Origin of the sequence: Marinomonas arctica, assembly GCF_003259225.1 — a bacterium.
GTDB lineage: Bacteria > Pseudomonadota > Gammaproteobacteria > Pseudomonadales > Marinomonadaceae > Marinomonas > Marinomonas arctica.
Genome location: NZ_QHJF01000035.1, coordinates 15694 through 36909, shown reverse-complemented (window position 1 = coordinate 36909; position 21216 = coordinate 15694). Strand labels below are relative to the sequence as shown.

Genomic DNA, 21216 nt, shown 5'->3' with positions numbered 1-21216 from the left:
TCAGTTGGATTGGCTGTTTGGTGCATTGCGCTGTGAGGGATCTCGCTTCAAATCTTTTACCAATGTGCGTGGGTCAAGGATTTCACGCTGTTGTTTCGTCGCGGCTGTCCACCACCAGAGCTGATTAAAAGTGCGTCCCAAATACTCTTGCCAGTGTTCTTTGTCTTGCAGATAGTCGCCATCTTGCTGAAAAACCGTTTGAGCGTTGGGGATGTGTATCATGGCTGATACGGGCAAGCAGCCCAGTTCTGCTAAAAAAGTACGCATGTTCACAGCCGCGCGTGCGCCACCCCATTGCCCAGCAGAGTAGGTGACAATGGCGCTGGGTTTGTAAGAAAACAGCGACGCGCCAAAATGGTTAAGAAGATTCGCGAGTGCTGGACTCATAGAGTGGTTGTATTCTGGACTAACCATCACATAAGCATCGGCTTGGGCGATTTTTGTGGCGAGGGCATCCAATTGCTCTGGCACCTTGTTTTGATGGTAGGAAAAATGGGGCTTAAAAATCGTATCCAGTGGATAGTCCAGCGGGTCGATCAATTCAACCGACAGATCTGAAAAATGTTCTGCAAGATAGTGAACGCAGGCAAGAGCGACTCGTTCGCCCAGCCGGGCTGGAGAAGGCGGAGTGCTGTCTCGAACGCTTCCTAAAAATACCAGTACTTTCATGGTGTTCTCTTTATTGATAACGTGAGTGCCTGTTTTACTCTCTTCTATCAAGAGCAGCATGGTGCAATGGGAGTGCTTAGTCTGGCTTAATGACCTGCTTGCCATCCGCGTCTAAAATACATTCTCCGTCTTCCTTGTAGTAAGGGCCTGCTGGCCATTTGTCGAGCAATGACAGCACCGATTCACTTGGGCGGCATAATTTCACCCCTTTGCTCGTGCACACAATGGGACGATTTACCAAAATAGGGTGATTCAACATGGCTTGCAAAATGTCTTCATCCGATACGCCTTCGTTTAGTAAGCCTAACGCTTCGGCTGGGGATTTACTGACTCTTAGGGCGGTTTTGGGTGTTAAATCAGCGGCTGCAAATAACGCCAATAACTGCGCTTTCGTCCAGCCTTCCTTTTGGTAATCGATGACAATCGGCTGATAGCCCGCGTCGGTAATGATATCAAGTACGTTACGAGATGTGCCGCAGTCTGGGTTGTGATGAATAACGATCATGGTCACTCCTAGATTGAAGATTGATTGACGCGTTGGCTTAATTGTTCGGCAGATTCAACTCGTTCAGAGTAGCGGTCAACCAAGTATTCGGCGTTGTCTCTTAATAACAGCGTGAATTTCATTAGCTCTTCCATAACATCCACAATGCGATTGTAATAAGCCGAAGGTTTCATTCTGTCGTTGTCATCAAACTCTAAAAACGCTTTCGCAACAGAAGATTGGTTGGCAATGGTAAACATGCGCATCCAACGTCCCAAAATACGCAATTGATTTACGACGTTAAACGATTGCGAACCGCCACAGACTTGCATTACCGCAAGCGTTTTTCCTTGCGTGGGGCGCACACTGCCGATGCTTAAGGGAACCCAATCTATCTGACTTTTGAAAATGCTGGTCATCGACCCATGACGTTCTGGCGAACACCATACTTGTCCTTCTGACCACATCATTAGCTCACGTAGTTCGACCACTTTAGGGTGTTGGTCATCGCCACTGTCGGTTTGAGGCAAGCCTTCAGGGTTAAATATTTTTACATCAGCGCCAAAATGGGCAAGGATCCGAGCGCATTCTTCAATCACTAAACGACTGAAAGATCGTTCCCGTAAGGAGCCATATAACAATAAAATGCGTGGTTTATGGGTAGAAGGTGTGGAAGTAAAGCGATGAAAATCTGGTGTTTCTAGCTGTGTGAAGTCGATGTGGGTTAAGTCGTTTTGCGTCATTACAGTTCAGCCAAGTATTAAAATATATGGATAATCATATATTTGATTATCCATATATTCAACCTATTCTTAGAAGCCACTGTATAAAAAATGCCAGCCTACTTTTTAAAAACCAGGCTGGCATGATGGTGATGCGCAAAGAGCCTAAGGTTGATGGCCTATAAATCGGCTTCAATCTCCGCCACAAGCGCATCGTCTTTAGGTGTTACATCTGGCGAGAAGCGGTGAACTTTGCCTTCTTTAGTGATCAAGAATTTTTCAAAGTTCCACACCACTTCAGGCGCTTTGGTTGCTTCTATTTTATGACCGGCCAACATGGTGACCATAGCATCACGGTTTGGCGTAACAGGTGCTGCAGCAATCAAGCTTTTGTACAAAGGATGCTTGTTTTCACCAGTAACAACAATCTTGCTGAACATGGGGAAGGTGACGTCGTACGTTAGACTACAAAACTGCTGTATTTCTTCATCGCTGCCTGGCTCTTGTCCTGCGAAATCGTTCGCCGGGAACCCAAGAATTTCCAACCCTTGCTCATGGTATTTTTTGTACAAGGCTTCAAGGCCTTCGTACTGTGGCGTTAATCCGCACTTAGATGCAACGTTGACAATTAAAACCGTTTTGCCTTGATAAGTGGATAAATCAACGCTTTTGCCTTGAATGTCATTAACCGTTAGGTTTAGCGGGTGACTCATAACAACTCCTTATTAATTTGTGTGCAATGCTAACAGCTTAGCGGTTTGTTGCTGAATACAATGCGGAAAAAATGCATAACCTAAGACCAAGTGCGTTTAGGCGTTTAACGGACCACCTTGATCTAACAGTAATTCACGCAGTTTGCAGAACACCTCTGGCGATTGACGCACGCCATCGTGCTCATAACTGTTAGTAAGCCAAATTTGAGTATTGGCGACTTGCTTGGCGGTTTTTAATGACAGTTCACGCGGCACATACATGTCATTGTGATACACCGCTGCCACCACAGGTACTTTGTTTTTTGACAGCTTCTCTAGATCGTATAAGGGCGCATAATCTTTATAGTCGGCAAGGGCATTTGCTGCGCCAGCAAAAGGTCGTAACGATGCAATTTGCTCAAACATCCACGGGTAAATCATTTCGCCCGTCAACATCAAAGGCTCATGAGGTGTACTGAATTCACTCCATTGCCCGCGCAGTTGTTGCGCGGCCCAGTTGGTACTTTTATTAGGTTGACCATAAATGCTTTCATGAATTGTCGCAAACAGTGGGCCTTCGTGATAGCTGGTGAGGTTCATGACCTGTTCTAAAAACGCATCGCTAAGACGTGTTTTATCGCTGCCTGAAAACGCTTCATCCACTAACCAGTGTACTTGATCAATGCCTGGTCCCATTCCCAATAGGATGCCAATGCTTTGGAAGCGTTCTAGCGTGAGTTGATCGCCATCAGGCAAAAGCACTGTTTCGTTAGTTAGGCATTGTGCGATCTTCGCCATGACCTTGGCGTCTTCTGGATAGCGAGCATAATAATCTTGATTCTTCTCGATCACGCGCTGATAGGTGAGCTGATAAACCTCCTGTGCGGATTCTTCTAAACCAGCCAAGCCGCCCGTAACATAACACGCGGCTAAGCCCTCTGGTGCTTGGGATAAATACGTCAGCGTGATAAAACCACCGTAGCTTTGTCCCAAAGTTTCAAATAAATGCCCGCCATACACCGTTTTACGTAAGTGTTCGCAGTCGGCCACTATGCTGTCGGCACGGAATTTAAGCAGATAATCACGACCGTCTTCGGCGGACAATTGACTGATCAGATTGGTATCGATACGACTGCTGCGCCCCGTGCCACGCTGATCGATCAAGATAACACGATGGGTTTTTAACGCTTCCACCATCCAAGACGGTGAACCTGGCATAGGACGAGGGGACTTGCCGCCAGGGCCACCTTGTAAAAACAATAACAAGGGTAGCTCTTCGTCGACGCGGTTGACATCCACCACCTCACGAGCAAACAGCATAATGCTTGGGCTGTTATTAGGGTTGTTATTAAAGTTCTTGTTAAAGGGACGCCAATCCAACGGAACCTCCAACTCATACTCGGTAATAAGCATGCCTTTCATCTTGTATTGCTGCTGTGCTGTGTTCATATTGTCCCATTATTGTTAAATAGCGATATAGATTGCCTGCCACTTTAGCATTAGTAGACACGGGCGTTCGAATGTTTTTATCTATCAGTCTTGATTATTAAGGTGTTTTTGAGTCTGCTGAAAAACGACGCAGAATCTGTTGTGGCGTTGTTCTCTAGGCTTGAAATTGTTATTTTTAGTAGCAATCTATTACTCTAAGCAAAATGATTAGATATGCTTATGGATAGACACCATCCATATTCCATTTACGACACGACAGCGCTACGGAGTGCCTTTATATGAAGAAACTTGATTTTTACCCAACAACCAACGTTGATGAATTAGCGTGGCCTGAAGAAAACTACGATCTGACTATCGATTCTTCAGCATTGCTTTTTTTTACGGATTTTCAAAATAACAAACCTCTGGTGGTTGAGTCCACTTCACCCGTATTAAAAGTTAAAGAGCTAATGCAAAAAGAGCATGTGAGACTGAAATTTGTTGTTGACGAAAAAGAGCATTTTATTGGCGTTGTGAGCTCTGACGATATTATTGAACGCAAAATTGTTCAAAAAGTATCGGAAGGTTTAGAGCGAGCAGAAATTGTTGTCGCTGACTTGATGACGGCTAAAAAAAATCTAAAAGCGTTGGACTGGCAGGATATTTCTAAAGCCACTATTTCTGACGTGATCACCGCGCTTCAAAACAACGGTGAGCGTCACTGTCTGGTTCTTGACCGTGAAAATCACAAGATTCGCGGCATTTTCTCTGCCAGTGATATCTCTCGTAGACTTCGTTTAAATATCGACATTCAAGAAAAAACCAGTTTCTCTAAAGTATTTACCGCGACACTTTAAAGTCGACATAAGACAGCTAGTTGTTTTATGTATTGATATGAAAAAGAGCCTTATTTGACTTGAGGCTCTTTTTTTATGAGTAGGAAACGCTAGAGTTTAAGCAATCCAAATCTGTTGCACGTTGACAAATTCGCGTATGCCTTGCGGGCCAAGTTCACGACCATAGCCAGATTTACCAATCCCGCCCGATGGCAATCTAGGGTCGCTTTTTACGATGCCATTGACGGCAATTTGTCCTGATTCCAGTGTTTTAATCGCTCGATCTATGGTCGCTTGATTACTGGTCCAAATGCTGGCGCCTAAGCCATACTCCGTGTCGTTCGCCAGTTCCAGCGCTTGATCAATCGTCTCAATCGGCGTCACGCTGAGCACTGGCCCAAAGGTTTCCTCTTCAAACACCGTCATGCCGGGTTTGACGTCGACCAATAACGTTGGTGGATAAAAGAACCCCGAACGAGATGGCAAATCGCCTCCGGTTAAACAGCGCGCACCGGCGTCGATGCTTTGCGATACTTGGCGATGCAGCTGATCACGCAAATCTTCTCTTGCCAACGGACCAAGATTGTTAGTTTCGTCTCTTGGGTCGCCACATTTGAGTTTGCTAAAGCGTTCTCGTAGCGCTTCACAAACTTGGCTATAAATGGATTTTTCGACGAATAAGCGTTTTACTGCAATACAAGATTGCCCTGCGTTGATCATGCGCGACAGGGTAATTATGTCGAGAGCTTTTTCCAAATCCGCATCGGCCATTAATATACAAGGATCGGAACCGCCAAGTTCTAATACGGCGGGTTTTAATCCCGCTGCGGCTTGCGAGGCAATAAATTGTCCCGCTTTGCTAGAACCCGTAAACGACACGGCTTTTACTTTCGGGTGATCGATCATTTTACTGGCTACCGAGTTAGGTACTGCCAGATTGGCGACTGCGTTTTCAGGTACGCCAGCTTGATAAAAACATTCGACCAATTTGTTTGCTGTGGCCGGTACATTCGGGTCAGCTTTTAATACGCAAGTGTTGCCTGCCATTAAGGCTGGAGCCAGAAAACGCAATGCCAACCAAACTGGCGCGTTCCAAGGCAAGATGCCTAATACGGTACCAAGAGGCGGGTATTGCACATAACTGTGACTGGCGTCGGATTCAAGCGATTCGGGCGCTAAAAAATCGGCACCGTGTTCGGCATAGTAGTCGGCACACCAAGCGCTTTTCTCCACTTCGGCAAGGCCTTCCTTTATTGGTTTGCCCATTTCTAACGCCATTAAATTGGCCAGTTCGTTTTGGTTGTCCCGTAACGAAGCCGCCACGGCTTTTAACACAGCCGTTCGCTTAGCAAAGCTTTTGGTTTTCCACTCTGCGAAGCCGTTCGCCACTTTATCGATGGTGGCGTGTGCCTGTTCTAAGCTTAATGACGGGCTCGGTGGTAGGGCTTGGCCTGTGGTTGGATTGATGGTTTCTAACATAATCACCTCGTATCAACTGGCTGCTTTTTCGGCTTGCTTGGCATGTGATTTGGCTTTTTTACTCTCTTCTTGTGCTGGCCGTGTATTGGACAGATCAATAGCGAGTTTTGTCCTTTCTTGTTCGATGCTTAAGGGCTTAACGGTGAAATCTCGATCTAAGTTAAAGAAAGAGCGACAACCGTCTTCGGTGATTTCGATGGTGTCTGAAATGCCGCAGGTTTTATTGCCTTCAATACCCCACATCCATGGAATCATATGAAAGGTCATGCCCGGTTTGAGTACCGCAGAATTGCCCTGTTTTAAACTGATGATGTAGCCTTCGTCCCAGCTGGGTGGGAAGGCGATGCCTATGGAGTAACCGGATCGTGTGATTAAACTCGCACCCACTTGGTTGTCCATAATGATATTGCGCACCATGTTGTCTACGTCCGACACCGTCATACCTGGTTGCACCACTCGATGAATTTCATTGAGCGCGCGTTTCATGACTTCTTGCGACTGATACATGGCATCGGATAGTTCACCAAGAATCACGGTGCGCATCATGGCGGTGTGGTAACGACGATAACAACCACCCACTTCTAAAAAGACGTGCTCGTTGGGTTGTACCGTGCGGCCTTCAAAAGTGGCGTGACCAATCATGGTTCTTGGTCCAGAGGTGACATACGGCATAACGGCGGGCGTTTCACCGCCAGCACGGAACATGGCGGCCGCGATTTCAGCGCCGATTTCATTTTCGGTAATGCCGGGACGACAAATGTCAATGCCCGCTTTCATGCCCGCTTCGGTTGCCAACGCGGCGCGACGCATAATGGCGATTTCTTCTTGCGATTTGCAGATTCGGCCTTCTTCCACAATGCCGAAGCAATCCATCAGCTTAGCGTTCTTTAAGGTGGTATGAATGTAATCCTGCTGGTATGCAGGGAAAAAATAACTGTTGCGTTCATAGCCAATGCGTTTGTCGGCCAAACCAAATTCGCGTAGGGCGTCCACCAACATTTGAATGGCATCCCCCGTATCTGGGTAAGGACGCGTTAATTCGACCCAAGTGCGAGCAAAAATATTCGATTCTTCCAACGCCCGAGTGATCATAAAGGGCTCTTTTTCGAGGGGAATCACCAGCGCCTGAAAAAAGGAATAGCCTGTGGTTTGATAGTCGGTTAAATAGGTAATATTTTCTGGATCGGTGACCACGACGGCATCCAAACGGCGCTCGGCAATGCGAGCGCGCAGTTCACCCAAGCGGCGTTGATATTCTGCAAAAGTAAAGGTCATGTCATCGCGTTCAATCATGCGGCTTCCTCCATTACAAAACGTACGGCGTCTTTCAAAATATCCAACCCTTCTATTAAATCCGCGTCAGGAATCGTCAAAGGTGGAATGATCTTTAAGACTCGACCGCCGCTGCCACAGGCGCCCAGCATCAAGCCGTTTTTGAAGCAGCGTTGCACTACCTTGGCGGCCACGTCGCCGCTGCCCATGTCGAGACCAAGGATCAAACCTTTGCCACGCAGTTCTTTGGCGCTGTGTTCGCTCACCAAAGGTTCCAGCGCATGGCGGATGGTATTCACTTTTTCTGAGACTTCCGACATTAGCTTGTCGTCTTCAAAGTAACGTAGGGCGACTTCCCCCGCGACAAACGACAAGTTTTGTCCACGGAAGGTGCCCGTGTGTTCGCCTGGCGACCAATGCTTGTCCAAATCTGGATGAACCAAGTTCATCGCCATCGGCGTGCCTGCGCCGCCAATGCCTTTGGCCAAGGTAATGATATCGGGGTTGATGCCCATGTCATCAAAGCTGAAATAAGACCCGGTGCGACCGCAGCCCACTTGAATGTCGTCAACGATCAATACAGAACCGAACTCTTTGGCAAGCTTTTCTAACTTCTGCATCCACTCTTTACTGGCGACGTTGACACCGCCTTCTGCTTGGATGGTTTCGACCATAAAGGCCGCTGGTGGCTTGATACCACTGGATGGGTCACGGTACTGATGACCTAAGGCATCTAATGCTGTGAGAGCGGCTTCATGATCGTGCTCTTGGTCAAACAATTCATGACTGACATGCAATAAAGGCACGCCAGAGGCTTGACGGAAATACTCGTTGGCCGTTGCGGCTAATGCGCCCAATGTCATGCCGTGAAAACCCTGACTAAAGGCGACAATGTTATGGCGTCCCGTGGCATTACGAGCCAGTTTCATGGCGGCTTCGACCGCATTGGTGCCGGTTGGTCCCATAAACTGCATGCGATGGGGCATGTTTCTGGGTTTTAAAATCACGTCGGTAAATTTCTGCATAAACTGCGCTTTGGCTTGAGTTTGCATGTCCAAACTGTGCAATACGCCGTCCTTTTGCAAATAATCGATCATGGCTGCTTTCATATGTGGGTTGTTATGCCCAAAGTTAAGCACCCCAGCACCCGCGAAGAAATCAATGTATTCCTTACCGTCTTCGTCAATTTGACGGGCGTTTTTTGCCGTAACAAAAACCGTTGGGTACGTGCGAGCGTAAGCTCGAATATTGGATTCTCGTTGTTCGAAAATAGTCATAACGCCTCCTATCAACCTCTGTCTACAGCGGTTGCTGGTTCGTGTTTTTTTGGGTTGTTACTCTTCTAGTGAGTGCTTAGGTAGTGATTGATCGGCGAGGCCTGCGAGTTGGCAGAACCAACGGCAGACATCGGCAATTAATCGATCATTGAAATCGTAATGTGGACTGTGGCAAGCCACACTGTGCGCATCGCCATCATTGCTGCCAATTAAGGCAAAAGCACCGGGAACGGCTTGTAGATAATAGCTAAAATCTTCTGATGCCATGATTGGCAGAGCTTGCCCATGATGTAGTGCGGGTTCGCCGTACAACGACTGCCACTCTTTTCGAGCTCGGGAGGCTTGCTCTTTATGATTGATAGTCGCCTGATAACGCATGTCATGTTCAATCGTACACTTCACACCATAGGCGGCCGCGGTATAGGTGGCCACCTCGGAAATGTGTTGGTTGAGCTGTTGACGGGTATCCTCGTCAGGAACACGAATACTGCCGCTTAACGTCGCTGTTTCTGGAATCACCGTTGGCGCAGTGCCGCCGTGTATTTGCGTGACACTGATCACGGCGGTGGCTTGTGGGGCAAGACGACGGCTGACGATTTGTTGTAAGGCTACATTGACCGCGCTGGCGGCCAGAATGGGATCTGCACACAGTTCTGGTTGGCTAGCGTGACCACCGCGACCTTTGAATATCATATTGAAGGTGCCATTACCGCACATGACAATGTCGTCAGGGCACGCCATGGTGCCATAAGGCAGGGCAGGCCAGTTGTGCCAGCCATAAATCGCGCCGACGTTTTCTAACGCGCCGTCTTTGATCATTTCGCGAGCGCCATGCAAGCCTTCTTCGGCTGGCTGAAAAATCAGCACAACCGGTTGGGGGAGTTCTGTTTCAAAGTGTTTTAACCAACGTGCTGTTGCTAGCAAGGTGGCGGTGTGTCCATCGTGACCACAAGCGTGCATGCAGCCTTGATTGACGGATTGCCATGCTTTTCCAGTCTGCTCCTCAATGGGTAATGCATCCATATCGCCGCGCAAAGCAATCGCTGCGCCTTGAGCGTCTTTGTTGAGCCAAGCAATGGTGCCGGTGTCGGCGCAAGCGCGCCATGGGATATCTAATGCATCAAGCTGACGGCGTACTAAGGATGCCGTATTTTTTTCCTGCCAACCGAGCTCAGGATGAGCGTGCAACTGCTTGCGCAGTTTTTCAGCGAAGAGAATGTTTTCTTGCCATAAATTCTGCATAACGCCTCCCTGAAAAAAGACTACATACATAGCGAAATTTGAAAAACTTCATACAGTAGTAATTAAATAATGGTGAGGTTGCAAGTGTGAAAAATAATAATACTGTCAAGAAAATGTAGAAATGAAACTAAAATAAAAGAAAAGACACCAAAAAAAACGCTCAAAACAAACACATAGAAAAATATGTAAAAAATGAATAAATTTTAAAAAAAAATCTTTTCTATCAATAATAAAAGGCTTTTTTATCTGCTCTAAAAATGCGCTCCAATGCCCTAAAAATAGGCATTTGTCATAATGTTCGTATAAAAAATAAATGTCATGTCAAATTGTTAGTCTTGTAAGTATTAATTCATTAAGAGTTTATATGTCTAAATATAGTAGGCATTTTATTTAAGAAAGTGAAAGATAAACACAGTGACCGTAGCGGTTTTATTAAGTAACAGAGTAGAAGGCTATTTTGGCCAAAAAAATGCCAATCTATTTAATAATAGACTGGCATTAAATCCTCTATTTACAGCGTCTTTTATGACTTAACTGTCATGGTTCGCTAGTTTCTGAGCGTTTAGAAAGGGTAGTGTTGGTTTGGATCTTCAATGGTAATCCAGCGTAAGTCGCTAAATTCTGCGATCCCTGCTTTACCGCCAAAACGACCGTATCCAGAGTCTCCCACACCCCCAAAAGGCATTTGAGGTTCGTCTGCGACGGTGGGTCCATTGATATGGCAAATACCACTTTCTATTGCGTTAGCGCAGGCCAACGCTCGGTTGATGTTCTGTGAGAAAACCGCGGAAGATAAGCCGTACTCAGTGTCGTTGGCGACTCGAATGGCCTCTTCATCATCCTTCACTCGAATAATGGACTTCACCGGGCCGAAGCTTTCTTCCTTGTAAATACGCATATCTGCACTGACGTTATCGAGCAAGGTGGCAGAGAACATTGAGCCGTTGCTATCCCCACCACACACTAATTTCGCTCCTTTGCTGACGGCATCGTCGATTAAGTCGTGCATTTTTTTCGAGACGTCTGGGTTGACCAGTGAACCAAGTACGACCTGATCGCGCGGGTTCCCCCAAGGTAATTTAGACGCACGTTCGGCCATTTTAGAGACAAATTCGTCGGCAATGGCATCGGCTACGATTAATCGTTCTGTCGACATACAGATTTGGCCTTGGTTCATAAAAGCCCCAAAAAGAGCCGCATTCACTGCGCCGTCCATATCCGCATCGTCAAGTATAATAAGTGGTGCTTTACCGCCTAATTCAAGCAATGCGGGTTTTAGGTTTTCCCCTGCAAGACGTCCGATAATTCGGCCAACGGCGCTAGATCCGGTGAAGTTAACGTGGCGTACTTCAGGGGCCTCTATTAACGCTTTCACAATCTCGGCCGCATCTTCGGGGGCATTGGACACAAAGTTGATGACACCTTTGGGTAATCCTGCCTCAATAAAACAATCAACGATTAAACGGTGAGTTTGTGGACACAGTTCAGAACTTTTGAAAATTACTGTGTTGCCGCAAGCGATAGGCGTTGCCACAGAGCGGGCGCCCAGAATAATCGGCGCGTTCCATGGTGAAATTGCCAAACATACGCCTTTGGGTTTTTGCACCGCCATGGCAAAGGTACCGGGCTTATTGGCAGGTATGACTTCGCCACCCATTTGGCTGGTTAATGCGGCCGCTTCACGAATATGGCCCGCCGCCAACATGACGTTGAACCCTGCCCATGGCCCTGTCGCACCCGTTTCTGCGATCATAGCTTGGATGAAAGCGTCTTGCTTCGTTTCCATAATGTCAGCCGCTTTGTTTAATAGAGCGCGACGTTCACTCGGGCCTGTTTTTGACCAGCCTTTGAAGGCATCGTTTGCTGATTGAACGGCAGCTTTTACGTCATCAAGCGTGGCACGAGCAGACACTGAGGCCACTTCACCGGTAACTGGGTCTAAACGTGAGAACGTGCTTTGGTTGCTGGCTGAAAGATCTTGTCCGCCGATACTAAGTAAGACTGTCATGGTATTCTCCTCTGATTAAAGCGCTAATTCTTCAATGGTAACGGAGGCTTCTAAGCCACCATCTGTTGCAATATTATTGCCGTTTACCCAGCGTGCTGCGTCTGAGCATAGAAATAAAATAACGGGAGCAATGTCTGCTGCTGTGCCTGCACGGCCAACGCGATTGACGTCTGAATTCACTCGTTCATCGCCTAGAACATGGCGAAATTGAGTCAAAATAGGGGTTTCAACCGGACCCGGTGAGACCGCATTGACTCGAATATTACGTGACTTGAATCTGTCTTGATGTGCTGCCAACATGGTCCAAACCAAGAGGATTTCTTTGGAAATCGGATAGCCCAGTTCATTGGGAATAGCAAAATCGCCCATTACCTTTTCAATGTTGGGGAAGCCATCCATTTTAGCGATAGCAGAAGCGCGTTGGGTATTTTGACGCCAACCAAACCCCGCCATCGATGCGACATTCACGATACTGCCGCTGGTGCGGATTTTTCCGGCCAAGCCTTCAGACAGTGCTTTTAGTCCAAAAAAGTTAATCGCTAACGTAATGGCTGCACCACCAGTACCAGATACCCCTGCTACATTACAGAGTGCATCTATTTCATTTGGAAGGGCGTCGATAATACTATCTACTCCGTCTTGAGTAGACAGGTCACCTTCTAAAAAAGTACCCACATTGTGTTTAGGTTTGACGACATCGATACCAATAACGTTAGCGCCCATTTGTGCCGCAAGTTCAGCCGTTCGCTGGCCAATACCACTTGAAACACCTGTTACTACTATTGTTTTACCAAATAACATATGGTTCTCCTTTTTATTTTTCGAGTGCGTATTTGATGGATGACCTAGGGTCGTTCATCAAGGCTTAATCAGTGTTAACAGGGGGGGCTTGTAAAGCTCTACATTCGCCAAATTGGATGCGAGTGACGCTAATAGACGTGCTTTCATAAGAACCTCCTTTCCATTTTTGTGGTAGTTGACAGTAGTGAATGCGAGCTAGGGTGGGGCGACCGTGATCCACCGCACTTCGGTAAATTCATCTACGCAAGCTTCGCTACCAAAACGTCCGTAACCACTGGACTTAAGTCCGCCAAAAGGCATTGATGGGTCGTCTTTTATGGTTGCGGAGTTGATGTGGCACATGCCAGATTCGAGTTGATTTGCCATGTTTCGTGCCAACGTCAGGTCGCGAGTGAAAATGGCGGCTGCAAGCCCATATTCACAATTATTGGCAACGGTTATCGCTTCTTCGGGGGAATCGACTCGATAAATGCCAGCAATGGGCCCAAAGCATTCTTCTGAGTAGATCCGCATCATGGGCGTGATATGGTCGAGTAAGGTGGCGTCGATAAATTGGCCGCGACGAGCAGCCCCAGCGATTTGTGTTGCTCCTTTATCGAGCGCGTCTTCAATCAGTGCCGACAATCGAGCGGCGATCGATGCGCTGGCAACTGGCCCGAGCTTGACGTGTTTGTGGCGAGGATTGCCCGACACCAGATCGGCAACCATGCTTTTTAAAGTCTTGATAAAGTCATCCGCAATGGCTTGCTCCACAATGATTCGATCTGTGGCCATGCAGATTTGCCCTTGATTCAAAAAAGCCCCATAGACGGCGGCTTTTGCCGCTAACTCTAAATTGGCGTCTTTTAATACGATCAGTGGCGATTTACCACCTAACTCTAGCAGGCAGCGTTTCAGGTGTTGCGCGGAAATACTGGCGATGATTTTGCCAATGCGAGTTGACCCCGTAAAGTTAATACGTCTGACGGCGGGATTGGCTATAAAACTGGTAATGACTTCTTCTGCGTGCTCAGGTGCATTGGTCATCACAGAAATAACCCCTTTTGGGACGCCTGCCTCGTCAAGCACTTCGGCAATGAGTGAATGTGTTGCAGGAGACAATTCAGAAGCTTTTAGAATAACGCTGTTCCCGAAGGCTAATGGAAACACGACGGCACGCATGGCCAAGACAATGGGCGCATTCCAAGGGGCGATTGCAAGACATACTCCCGCCGGTTGGCGTATGGTGTAGGAATCTGATGTTTCATCTGTGTGTAATGTCGATGGATATTTGAGTGCTAGAGTCACTGCCGCTTCGATGGCATTTGCGGCCACTTGGACATTGAAATCCACCCAATCATCAACAGCGCCGATTTCACTCAACATTAATTGAGCAAATCGATCTCGATATTTAGGAATAAGTGCTTTTGCACGGCGAAGAACGGCAGCGCGTTCGAGCACATCTGTGGTGGCCCACTTTGCAAAATTAGCCGCCGCAACAGCGACCATGTGTTCGGCATCTTCTGATCGACCACAGGCAGCACGAGAGGCCACCAAGTTTGTACTTGGGTCCAATCTTTCAAAATACCCTCCAGCCATAGCGGGAGAGGGTTGACCACCAATGAATAAGTTCACCTTAGGCGCTGTAGATACGTCTGTATCGCTATACATGATGCTCAAAATTTCACCTTATCGCTATTATATTTTTTATCTGTCGATGAGCCTGTTTTCAATATTAACAGGTATATTGCTTATAAATATGTTAATTTATGGGTTATTGTTGTTGATTTCTGGTTTATTTGGCCGATTTTTGGGGAAAGTCTATGTTGGCAAATATCATAGGCACTATGGTGCGGTTTGAATTTATTCAACCGAGTTTGCAATCTCGGGTCTTTAGTACAGGAAATGACAATTTTACGGATTTCAATTTAATGGGGCTGGTACAACTTGGCGATGCAACGGTGACTATGGAAGAAACGCACCATATTGCAGAGATGTCTATTTTTTGCATTCCGCATAAAAAACTGGCTAAGGTATCGGTGCCAGCAGGCAGTCAAATTTGGCTGTTAGGTTATCGTAATGAGCTCAGTTCGCTGGTTACTGGCTCCGATTCGGACAGTATGAAATTAGAAACACTGATGCGGCAATTCACCATTACATCTTGCTCAAAAACAGACATTCAAGAAGAAATTTTGCCGCTGTTAAAGCTGTTAAGTGCAGAAATATCTTCCCTTAACAAGCGCTCTCGCTCGGTCATTTGTTCTATCATGCGGATTTTACTAATCAGTATTTATCGACTGAGCAATATCGAATCCATTCGTCTTACTCATTCTCCGGATGAACTGGCGCTGCAACAGTTTCGTCAGCTGGTTGAGATTGAGTATAAAAATAGGCGTACAGTCGCCTATTATTGTGACGAACTCATCATGACATATGACCGGTTACACGCCATTTGCCAGCGCAATCTGAAAAAGTCGCCTTTGCAGCTGATTAACAATCGAGTGTTAATTGAGGCCACCACAAAGCTGAAGCGCTCAACGGAATCAATACAGGCTATCGCCAATGACCTTGGCTATGGCGACGCCAGTCAATTTAGTCATTTTTTTAAAAAAGAGATGGGGATTTCGCCAAGTCAGTTTAAGCGTCAATACAATGAAAAAAACGTTCCTGACCGCGATGAACACACACCAGACTTTTCAGATTGGCCATAGGTCGGATTGGCTGTGTTTCACCGCTTGGGTTTTGAGAAATGCATTCAACTCTTCTTCACCACAATCGAAAGAATCGCGACTTTGGTTTGGTTTGTGGCTTAAAATTTCTTAAACCACTATCTTTTCACTAAAGCTCTACGCCATCGCCATTCTAAATAGGCGAGTGTACCGACAAATATCGCTTCACCAAGTAAGTGTAATAATCCAAATATGCTCGCAATATCTGCGTAGTTATAAGCTAATCTCAAGCAGTTAATGGACCAGATAGAGTTCGCTATGATTAAGGCAATGATCAATATCGTTGGTCGATTTTTAAGTATTGAGAGGCTGAGAGAATAGGCCGCGTAAAATAAATTGATTAAGGCGATCGATACGAGCAACTCTTTGGGTAACTTATGCAAATCTTGTAGCCAGCTTATGTACGAAAGGGTGATGACTCCAGCACAAGATGCCGCTATACCATCAAGGAATAGAATATTACGACGACAGTCCATATCTTTGAAGGCTCCGATTTTAGTCACTCAAATGGTTGTTAATTCACTATGATTCTAGAGTTAGCTTAGGCCATTGCTTCAGCCACTTTTTTGATGAAAGACGATGTTCAAATATGGCTTTCTTACGTTTTGGATTATGACTTAGCTTTAAGTCAAATAGTGAATCAAAGCCGAAGGCTGATACGCATTCATAGCCTTGATTGTCGAGTTGGCGAATCGCGACAGCTGTTTCTTTTTCAGGCCAATAACTCATTGCATCGATCAAGTTTAGATAGGGTTTATCGCCATTTCTTAAATGCATTTTGGCTTGGTTGCGAACTTGCCAATTTAGCTCTGGCAGCAAGGCTGACAAGCGAGATTCATATTCTAGATGCGCGGTCTCGTTGCTTTCGTTGGTGTCATAATAAATCACGTCAACATCATTTAACGACGTTGGTATTTGTTTGTTATGTAATGAATCCCAGACTAAATTTCTTACGAATCCCGCGGCAATATAGCACTGAGGTAAATCCAGAGAAGCGACACACTCAAGCGCTCTTATTCGAACCTGGTCTTTTTCAATTAACTGAATGATTTTATTTATCATGTAGTATTTTATCGAACAGTTGACTCATTGATATACCAAGTATCATCTTTATGGTGAATACCAATAGTGATAAGCGCTTCACGTTTTTCATAAATGCCTTTCCACACAAACCGATAGTAGGCGTCACGTTTACCGTCGTGATAGCCTTGTAAAAAAGCCCAAAAATACTCGTAACCCACGTTTCGACCATTTCTGGCTTGCATCTGTTTGATGTCTTGCTCAAAACGCTCGGGAGAGAAATTGATCAGATCCTCCTCTTCGTAATGCTTCACAAACAAATCATAGTTGCCCGTGTCATCGGCTCTCAGCATTTCCTTGAGGAATGTTTCTGCGATGGCTCTTTCTGCTTTGAGTTCAGGCATGTTGGCTTCCTTCTTTAGTGATAGTCAGCAAGGTTTAGGCCTTCTTTTTGACAGACTGTAATGATCGCTTTATGTTGAGCCAATTGGCGTAGATATTGAGAAAGATTCTTGAAGGATAGAGGTGGTTTTTTTAGTTCGTCTGCCCACACGGCCAACATAAAAAGAAAGTAATCACAGACACTGATTGTTTCTCCTACCAGGAAGCTTTTGCTTTCCAATTCATGGTCAAGCAGCGTTAGTATTTCAGTGATTCTTGTGTCTTGTGCGGCGAGAATACCGCTGACGCTATTAATCTCTGTTGTGTATTTCTCTGGGTAGCAATAGATCATCAGCTCTGCTTGTAAGGTGTTGGTTAAATACATCAGCCATTGAAAAAATAATGCCCTGTTTTTATCGCCTATTGGCGGCATCAAATTAGATGTTGGGTGTGATTCAGCTAAGTGTATGCAGATTGCTGCACTTTCAAAAATGGCGAAGCCATCATCTATTAAGGTAGGAATGCGTCCAGCGGGGTTTAGTGCTAAATAACTAGGAGACTTTTGGGCTTTGCTGTTTCTATCAACAAGGGTCAACTCGAAATCAACTTGTAAGGCTTCAAGTATGAAATGAGGAGCCATACTGGCGTTTAACGGGTAATAATATAACTGGTACAAGTGCGTCGATCCTTCTGAAATAGTTTATTCTTTTGCATCCGCTACTAATGTCATTTTTTTATTTCTACTAAGCACACTTTATAGTCGAGCCTTTCTATAATTGGGTTTTCTAGGTGGTGCTACTCTATGGCCGAAAAATGTCGAGTCAAAACATAGAAATCACTTTCTACATTGGTAATGTCATAGCCCAACTTTTTATAAAACTTTACGGCTTTTTCATTGCGAATGAAACTAGACAGTGTGATTGATTTTCGTTGCTCAGCTTGGGCTAATTGATGTACATAATCCATAGTCATATAACCTAATCCCTGATTTTGAAAATCTGGAAACACAATTAATAGGTGCACATGATAGGAATTGTCATATGGTTTATAGCAAAGCATACCGATTCTATGATCGTTGTTGTAAATCCAGTAAAACCAAGTCGGGTCATATTCATCAATCAGTCTTTTACGTTGAAAGTCATCGTCCCAGCCGAAAACGGCATCAACATGCTCATAGATGGCTTCCTTAACGATAGAAAACCTTAGCTCATACTCTTGCTGCAAAATTGGTTTTAACGTGATTTCCATTGGCTTTATTTACCACACTAGACGGTCTATTTTTCTCTAGTTGCTCATTGTGTGAACGCGAACCAACGCGTTCCGAACAATTAAAATATGAAAGGGAAGAATGGTTTTAAGGTAAATTTTTCCACCAATATTATGTGGATGCACCCATGTTGATAAAAATACTCGTCCATCTTGAGAGATGACAGACACCCTAAAGTCCAAGTGTTTATCGTCAAATCCCGCAATCAATTCATGATCATTTTCTGATTCAACAGGGAAAAAGCCAACCTTATCGGAGGCTTCTGGCCCATCGCTTGATAAGCCAAATTTAGAAACCACAGAATTGCGTATTTTAACCAATAGACGCGCCCAATCAGGGAAATCGGTAACAATGTCGGTTGCTTGGCGAGGTGATAGATTGGACGGAACTGAGTAGCAATCGACAAAATCGGATGGTTGGATACGATGACGAAGCAGACTGTCTTGAGGCAACTCCGTTTTTATTACCTTGTTCATAGCAAATCATCCTGTTGATTGTCGGTGTCTTCTAATAGTCTAGCTGTTTTTTTGGCTGAATCTAAAGCGCTATTTGCGCACAACTCCCAATTCCAAACATTCTCCTTCCATGGCTTTGGCATCCTCAGTATCGTGGGTGACGAGCAGTGCGGGTATGTTCGCTTGGCGTATTTCGTTGAGAACAAAAGCTCGTACATCGCGTCTGAGGGCTGGGTCGAGTTTGCTGAAGGGTTCGTCGAGCAGTAGGTAGTCTGGTTTGGAAAGCAAGGTGCGGAGCAGGGCGACGCGGGCTTGTTGGCCGCCTGAAAGTTCTTTCGGTAGGGCGTTGGCTTTGTCGGGAATACCGAGTTTTGCCAAGGCGTGTTGTGCCATGTCGATGCGTTCGATTTTATTGATGTTGGCTGGGATGGCAAAGAGCAGATTTTCGATGATGCTCATGTGCGGGAAGAGTAAGGGCATTTGTTGCAACAGGCCGACCTTTCTATCTTGAATGGATTTAGTGTGCAATGCCTCGTTGTTTAAAAAGGCTTCACCTGTGGTCGTTAAGTTAGGCGATAAAGAGCCACTGAGAAAATGCAGTAGGCTGGATTTACCAATGCCGCTTGGCCCCATGATAGACAATATTTGCCCAGCGGCAATCTCAAAGTTCAAGTCTTGAATGAGTGTCTTGCCGTCCAATGACAATGAAAACGCTTTTACACTGAGCACTTTTGATTCCTTTTACTGTTTTTGCTAAAGAGCGTTTTGAGCGCCAAGCGCCATTTTGTCCAACGGGGTGGAATGGCTAACGCCAGCCAAAATACCAAAATAGGAAAAACGGCTTGCAGGAGCGCCATGCTGCCCACCTGTTTCCTATCGCCCGATGCTGCTTGTGCTACCGCTTCGGTGGTTAATGTACTGTAGCGGCCTTCACCCGCTATAAGCGTGGGTAAATATTGGGCGATGCTGACGGAAAAACCAATGGCGAAAGCCGTAAATAGGGCAGGCTTTAACATGGCGATTTTCACTAAGACATAATTGCGCCAAGGGCGGTGGTTGAGTCGATTGGCTTGTTGCAAGTATTCCTCTTGGTACGCCAAATAAGGACCTTTTAGGGTCAGATACACGTAAGGCAACACATACATCAGATGCAGGGCGATGATGGCACACAGATCGCCATTGAGGTTCAGATAAATCAGCAATATATGCAAACCAAATAAGAAGCCAATTTGGGGCAATAAAATTGGCACATAAATCAGCCAATCAAACACATGAGGCCTGTTGAGTGCGGTGGCTGTTGTGGTGGCGTGGCGCTTGGTTTCCAGCATCACTAAGCTAATCCCGCAGGCAATCAATGTTGCAACGATTGCAACGATCAAGGTATTGCGGCTAAGTTCCATCAGCAGCGGCATGGCGCGGTCAATGTTGTCCCACGTCCATTGGCTTGGTAAGGCATCGGGAAAACGCCAGCGTCTAGCAAGCGACCAAATTGGCAGCAAAGCCAGTGCTACAAAGGCATTCAGCAATGTGAATAGCCCCAAGACAACACCCAGTCTCAGTATGTTATCGGTCAAGCCAAAGCGCTTGCCATTGCTGCGTTCGGCTCGAGTCAACTGGCGAAAAAGTAAATGCGCCACTTCCCAGCTTGCTAACACCAGTACAATCACCAACATGAGAGAAATGGCGCCAGCACTGGCCATTAATCTCATGGATAAATCCGGATCGTTAAACCAGCGCAATAGCGTAACCGCTAGCGTAGACGGAGTATTGGGGCCAATCACTAAAGCCAAATCCACTACGGTAAGACTAAAAGCGATGACGATAAAAATGGGCAAACGAATAATTGGATACAACTGAGGGATTAACACTTTACGCCATAAGGTAAAACGACTGTAACCAAGGGCTTGGCCGACTTGCAGGCTTTCTCGTGCCTTAATGCTTTTCATGGTAGCAAGCATGACATACAAGAGGTAAGGCATTTCTTTTATCACTAGGGCAAGAATCAGTGAAACACCATAAGGATCTTGTACGGTAATCCAGTTAGGCGGTCGATCAAATCCCGTTAGCCACGGGCTAAATAAGCGCACCAACCAACCGGACGGACTCAATAAAAACAACAAGCCAATAGCAATGGCCGCGTGAGGAATCGCCAAAATCGGTGAGAGCAAGGCCTCTATTTTACGGAAAAACGGCCGTTGATACCCCCACGCCAAGAGGGACAGCGCCAACCAAAGTGATAGTATGGGAGCGCCAATGCCTGTGATCAGCGTGAGTTTTAAACTGGCGTAGAATTCCCCTTGATCAAACAACTGACGCCAAGGCGCTAAGGAAATCGTGTGTTCGCCAAGGGGTGGGAAATACGCAAACGCGGGGAGCAAGGTGCCGACCAAGCCAATGACAATGGGGAATATCAGTAGTAGGGTGATAATTCCAGTGATCCATTTCGCGTGTTTTAACGGCATCTTGCTTCTTATT

General features: G+C 46.0%; 22 protein-coding genes. 2 read left to right on the top strand and 20 right to left on the bottom strand.

Annotated elements, in window-relative coordinates:
* The 5 genes from DK187_RS18570 to DK187_RS18550 form a co-directional block, all read right to left on the bottom strand.
* A complete protein-coding gene (locus tag DK187_RS18570; RefSeq protein WP_111608819.1) occupies positions 1 to 669 on the bottom strand; it encodes an NADPH-dependent FMN reductase in 669 nt (222 codons plus the stop codon).
* A 76-nt stretch (positions 670 to 745) separates the two neighbouring features.
* Positions 746 to 1174 carry an arsenate reductase family protein gene (locus tag DK187_RS18565; protein WP_111608818.1) on the bottom strand — a complete coding sequence of 143 codons (429 nt, stop codon included), beginning with the start codon at positions 1172 to 1174 and terminating at the stop codon, positions 746 to 748.
* 8 nt (positions 1175 to 1182) lie between these two features.
* Entirely contained in the window at positions 1183 to 1896 is a 714-nt protein-coding gene (gene arsH, locus DK187_RS18560) for an arsenical resistance protein ArsH (protein WP_111608817.1), read from the bottom strand.
* A gap of 158 nt (positions 1897 to 2054) precedes the next feature.
* Positions 2055 to 2588 carry a glutathione peroxidase gene (locus DK187_RS18555; protein ID WP_111608816.1) on the bottom strand — a complete coding sequence of 178 codons (534 nt, stop codon included), beginning with the start codon at positions 2586 to 2588 and terminating at the stop codon, positions 2055 to 2057.
* A gap of 96 nt (positions 2589 to 2684) precedes the next feature.
* Complete coding sequence (locus DK187_RS18550; protein ID WP_111608815.1) at positions 2685 to 4016, bottom strand: alpha/beta fold hydrolase; 1332 nt, start codon at positions 4014 to 4016, stop codon at positions 2685 to 2687.
* Positions 4017 to 4294: 278 nt separating this feature from the next.
* Between DK187_RS18550 and DK187_RS18545 the strand changes: the two genes are divergently transcribed.
* Positions 4295 to 4852, top strand: a complete 558-nt coding sequence (locus DK187_RS18545; protein WP_111608814.1) for a CBS domain-containing protein — start codon at positions 4295 to 4297, stop codon at positions 4850 to 4852.
* Positions 4853 to 4948: 96 nt separating this feature from the next.
* On the opposite strand, the gene DK187_RS18540 is transcribed toward DK187_RS18545, so the two are convergent.
* The 7 genes from DK187_RS18540 to DK187_RS18510 form a co-directional block, all read right to left on the bottom strand.
* Positions 4949 to 6310: an NAD-dependent succinate-semialdehyde dehydrogenase gene (locus DK187_RS18540; RefSeq protein ID WP_111608813.1), complete on the bottom strand. Its 1362-nt coding sequence runs from the start codon at positions 6308 to 6310 to the stop codon at positions 4949 to 4951.
* 12 nt (positions 6311 to 6322) lie between these two features.
* A complete protein-coding gene (gene doeA, locus DK187_RS18535; RefSeq protein ID WP_111608812.1) occupies positions 6323 to 7603 on the bottom strand; it encodes an ectoine hydrolase in 1281 nt (426 codons plus the stop codon).
* On the bottom strand, positions 7600 to 8859 hold the full coding sequence (locus tag DK187_RS18530) for an aspartate aminotransferase family protein (RefSeq protein WP_111608811.1): 1260 nt from the start codon (positions 8857 to 8859) through the stop codon (positions 7600 to 7602). Before DK187_RS18530 ends, doeA begins: the two co-directional genes overlap by 4 nt.
* Before the next feature lie 57 nt (positions 8860 to 8916).
* Entirely contained in the window at positions 8917 to 10101 is a 1185-nt protein-coding gene (doeB2, locus tag DK187_RS18525) for a N(2)-acetyl-L-2,4-diaminobutanoate deacetylase DoeB2 (protein WP_111608810.1), read from the bottom strand.
* Between the two features lie 562 nt (positions 10102 to 10663).
* The gene (locus DK187_RS18520; protein ID WP_111608809.1) at positions 10664 to 12109 is read right to left on the bottom strand and encodes an aldehyde dehydrogenase; all 1446 of its coding nucleotides are present in this window, start codon (positions 12107 to 12109) and stop codon (positions 10664 to 10666) included.
* A gap of 15 nt (positions 12110 to 12124) precedes the next feature.
* Entirely contained in the window at positions 12125 to 12910 is a 786-nt protein-coding gene (locus DK187_RS18515; protein ID WP_111608808.1) for a coniferyl-alcohol dehydrogenase, read from the bottom strand.
* Positions 12911 to 13105: 195 nt separating this feature from the next.
* Positions 13106 to 14560: an aldehyde dehydrogenase gene (locus tag DK187_RS18510; protein ID WP_204355659.1), complete on the bottom strand. Its 1455-nt coding sequence runs from the start codon at positions 14558 to 14560 to the stop codon at positions 13106 to 13108.
* 152 nt (positions 14561 to 14712) lie between these two features.
* On the opposite strand from DK187_RS18510, the gene DK187_RS18505 reads away from it, so the two are divergent.
* The gene (locus DK187_RS18505; RefSeq protein ID WP_111608807.1) at positions 14713 to 15600 is read left to right on the top strand and encodes a helix-turn-helix domain-containing protein; all 888 of its coding nucleotides are present in this window, start codon (positions 14713 to 14715) and stop codon (positions 15598 to 15600) included.
* Between the two features lie 116 nt (positions 15601 to 15716).
* Here DK187_RS18505 and DK187_RS18500 read toward each other — a convergent pair whose 3' ends face one another.
* The 8 genes from DK187_RS18500 to DK187_RS18465 all read right to left on the bottom strand — a co-directional run bounded on the left by DK187_RS18500 (position 15717) and on the right by DK187_RS18465 (position 21203).
* On the bottom strand, positions 15717 to 16094 hold the full coding sequence (locus tag DK187_RS18500) for a hypothetical protein (RefSeq protein ID WP_111608806.1): 378 nt from the start codon (positions 16092 to 16094) through the stop codon (positions 15717 to 15719).
* A 46-nt stretch (positions 16095 to 16140) separates the two neighbouring features.
* On the bottom strand, positions 16141 to 16680 hold the full coding sequence (locus tag DK187_RS18495) for a nucleotidyltransferase family protein (RefSeq protein ID WP_188322890.1): 540 nt from the start codon (positions 16678 to 16680) through the stop codon (positions 16141 to 16143).
* Between the two features lie 8 nt (positions 16681 to 16688).
* A complete protein-coding gene (locus tag DK187_RS18490; RefSeq protein ID WP_111608805.1) occupies positions 16689 to 17042 on the bottom strand; it encodes a hypothetical protein in 354 nt (117 codons plus the stop codon).
* Positions 17043 to 17056: 14 nt separating this feature from the next.
* Positions 17057 to 17695, bottom strand: a complete 639-nt coding sequence (locus DK187_RS18485) for a glutathione S-transferase family protein (protein ID WP_111608804.1) — start codon at positions 17693 to 17695, stop codon at positions 17057 to 17059.
* Positions 17696 to 17814: 119 nt separating this feature from the next.
* The gene (locus DK187_RS18480) at positions 17815 to 18267 is read right to left on the bottom strand and encodes a GNAT family N-acetyltransferase (protein WP_162623557.1); all 453 of its coding nucleotides are present in this window, start codon (positions 18265 to 18267) and stop codon (positions 17815 to 17817) included.
* A 36-nt stretch (positions 18268 to 18303) separates the two neighbouring features.
* Complete coding sequence (locus tag DK187_RS18475) at positions 18304 to 18762, bottom strand: DUF2867 domain-containing protein (RefSeq protein WP_111608802.1); 459 nt, start codon at positions 18760 to 18762, stop codon at positions 18304 to 18306.
* A gap of 69 nt (positions 18763 to 18831) precedes the next feature.
* Positions 18832 to 19470, bottom strand: coding sequence for an ATP-binding cassette domain-containing protein (locus DK187_RS18470; RefSeq protein ID WP_111608801.1), 639 nt, complete (start codon positions 19468 to 19470; stop codon positions 18832 to 18834).
* Positions 19458 to 21203: an ABC transporter permease gene (locus DK187_RS18465; protein ID WP_111608800.1), complete on the bottom strand. Its 1746-nt coding sequence runs from the start codon at positions 21201 to 21203 to the stop codon at positions 19458 to 19460. The genes DK187_RS18470 and DK187_RS18465 overlap by 13 nt, the downstream gene beginning before the upstream one ends.
* Positions 21204 to 21216 lie beyond the last annotated feature (13 nt).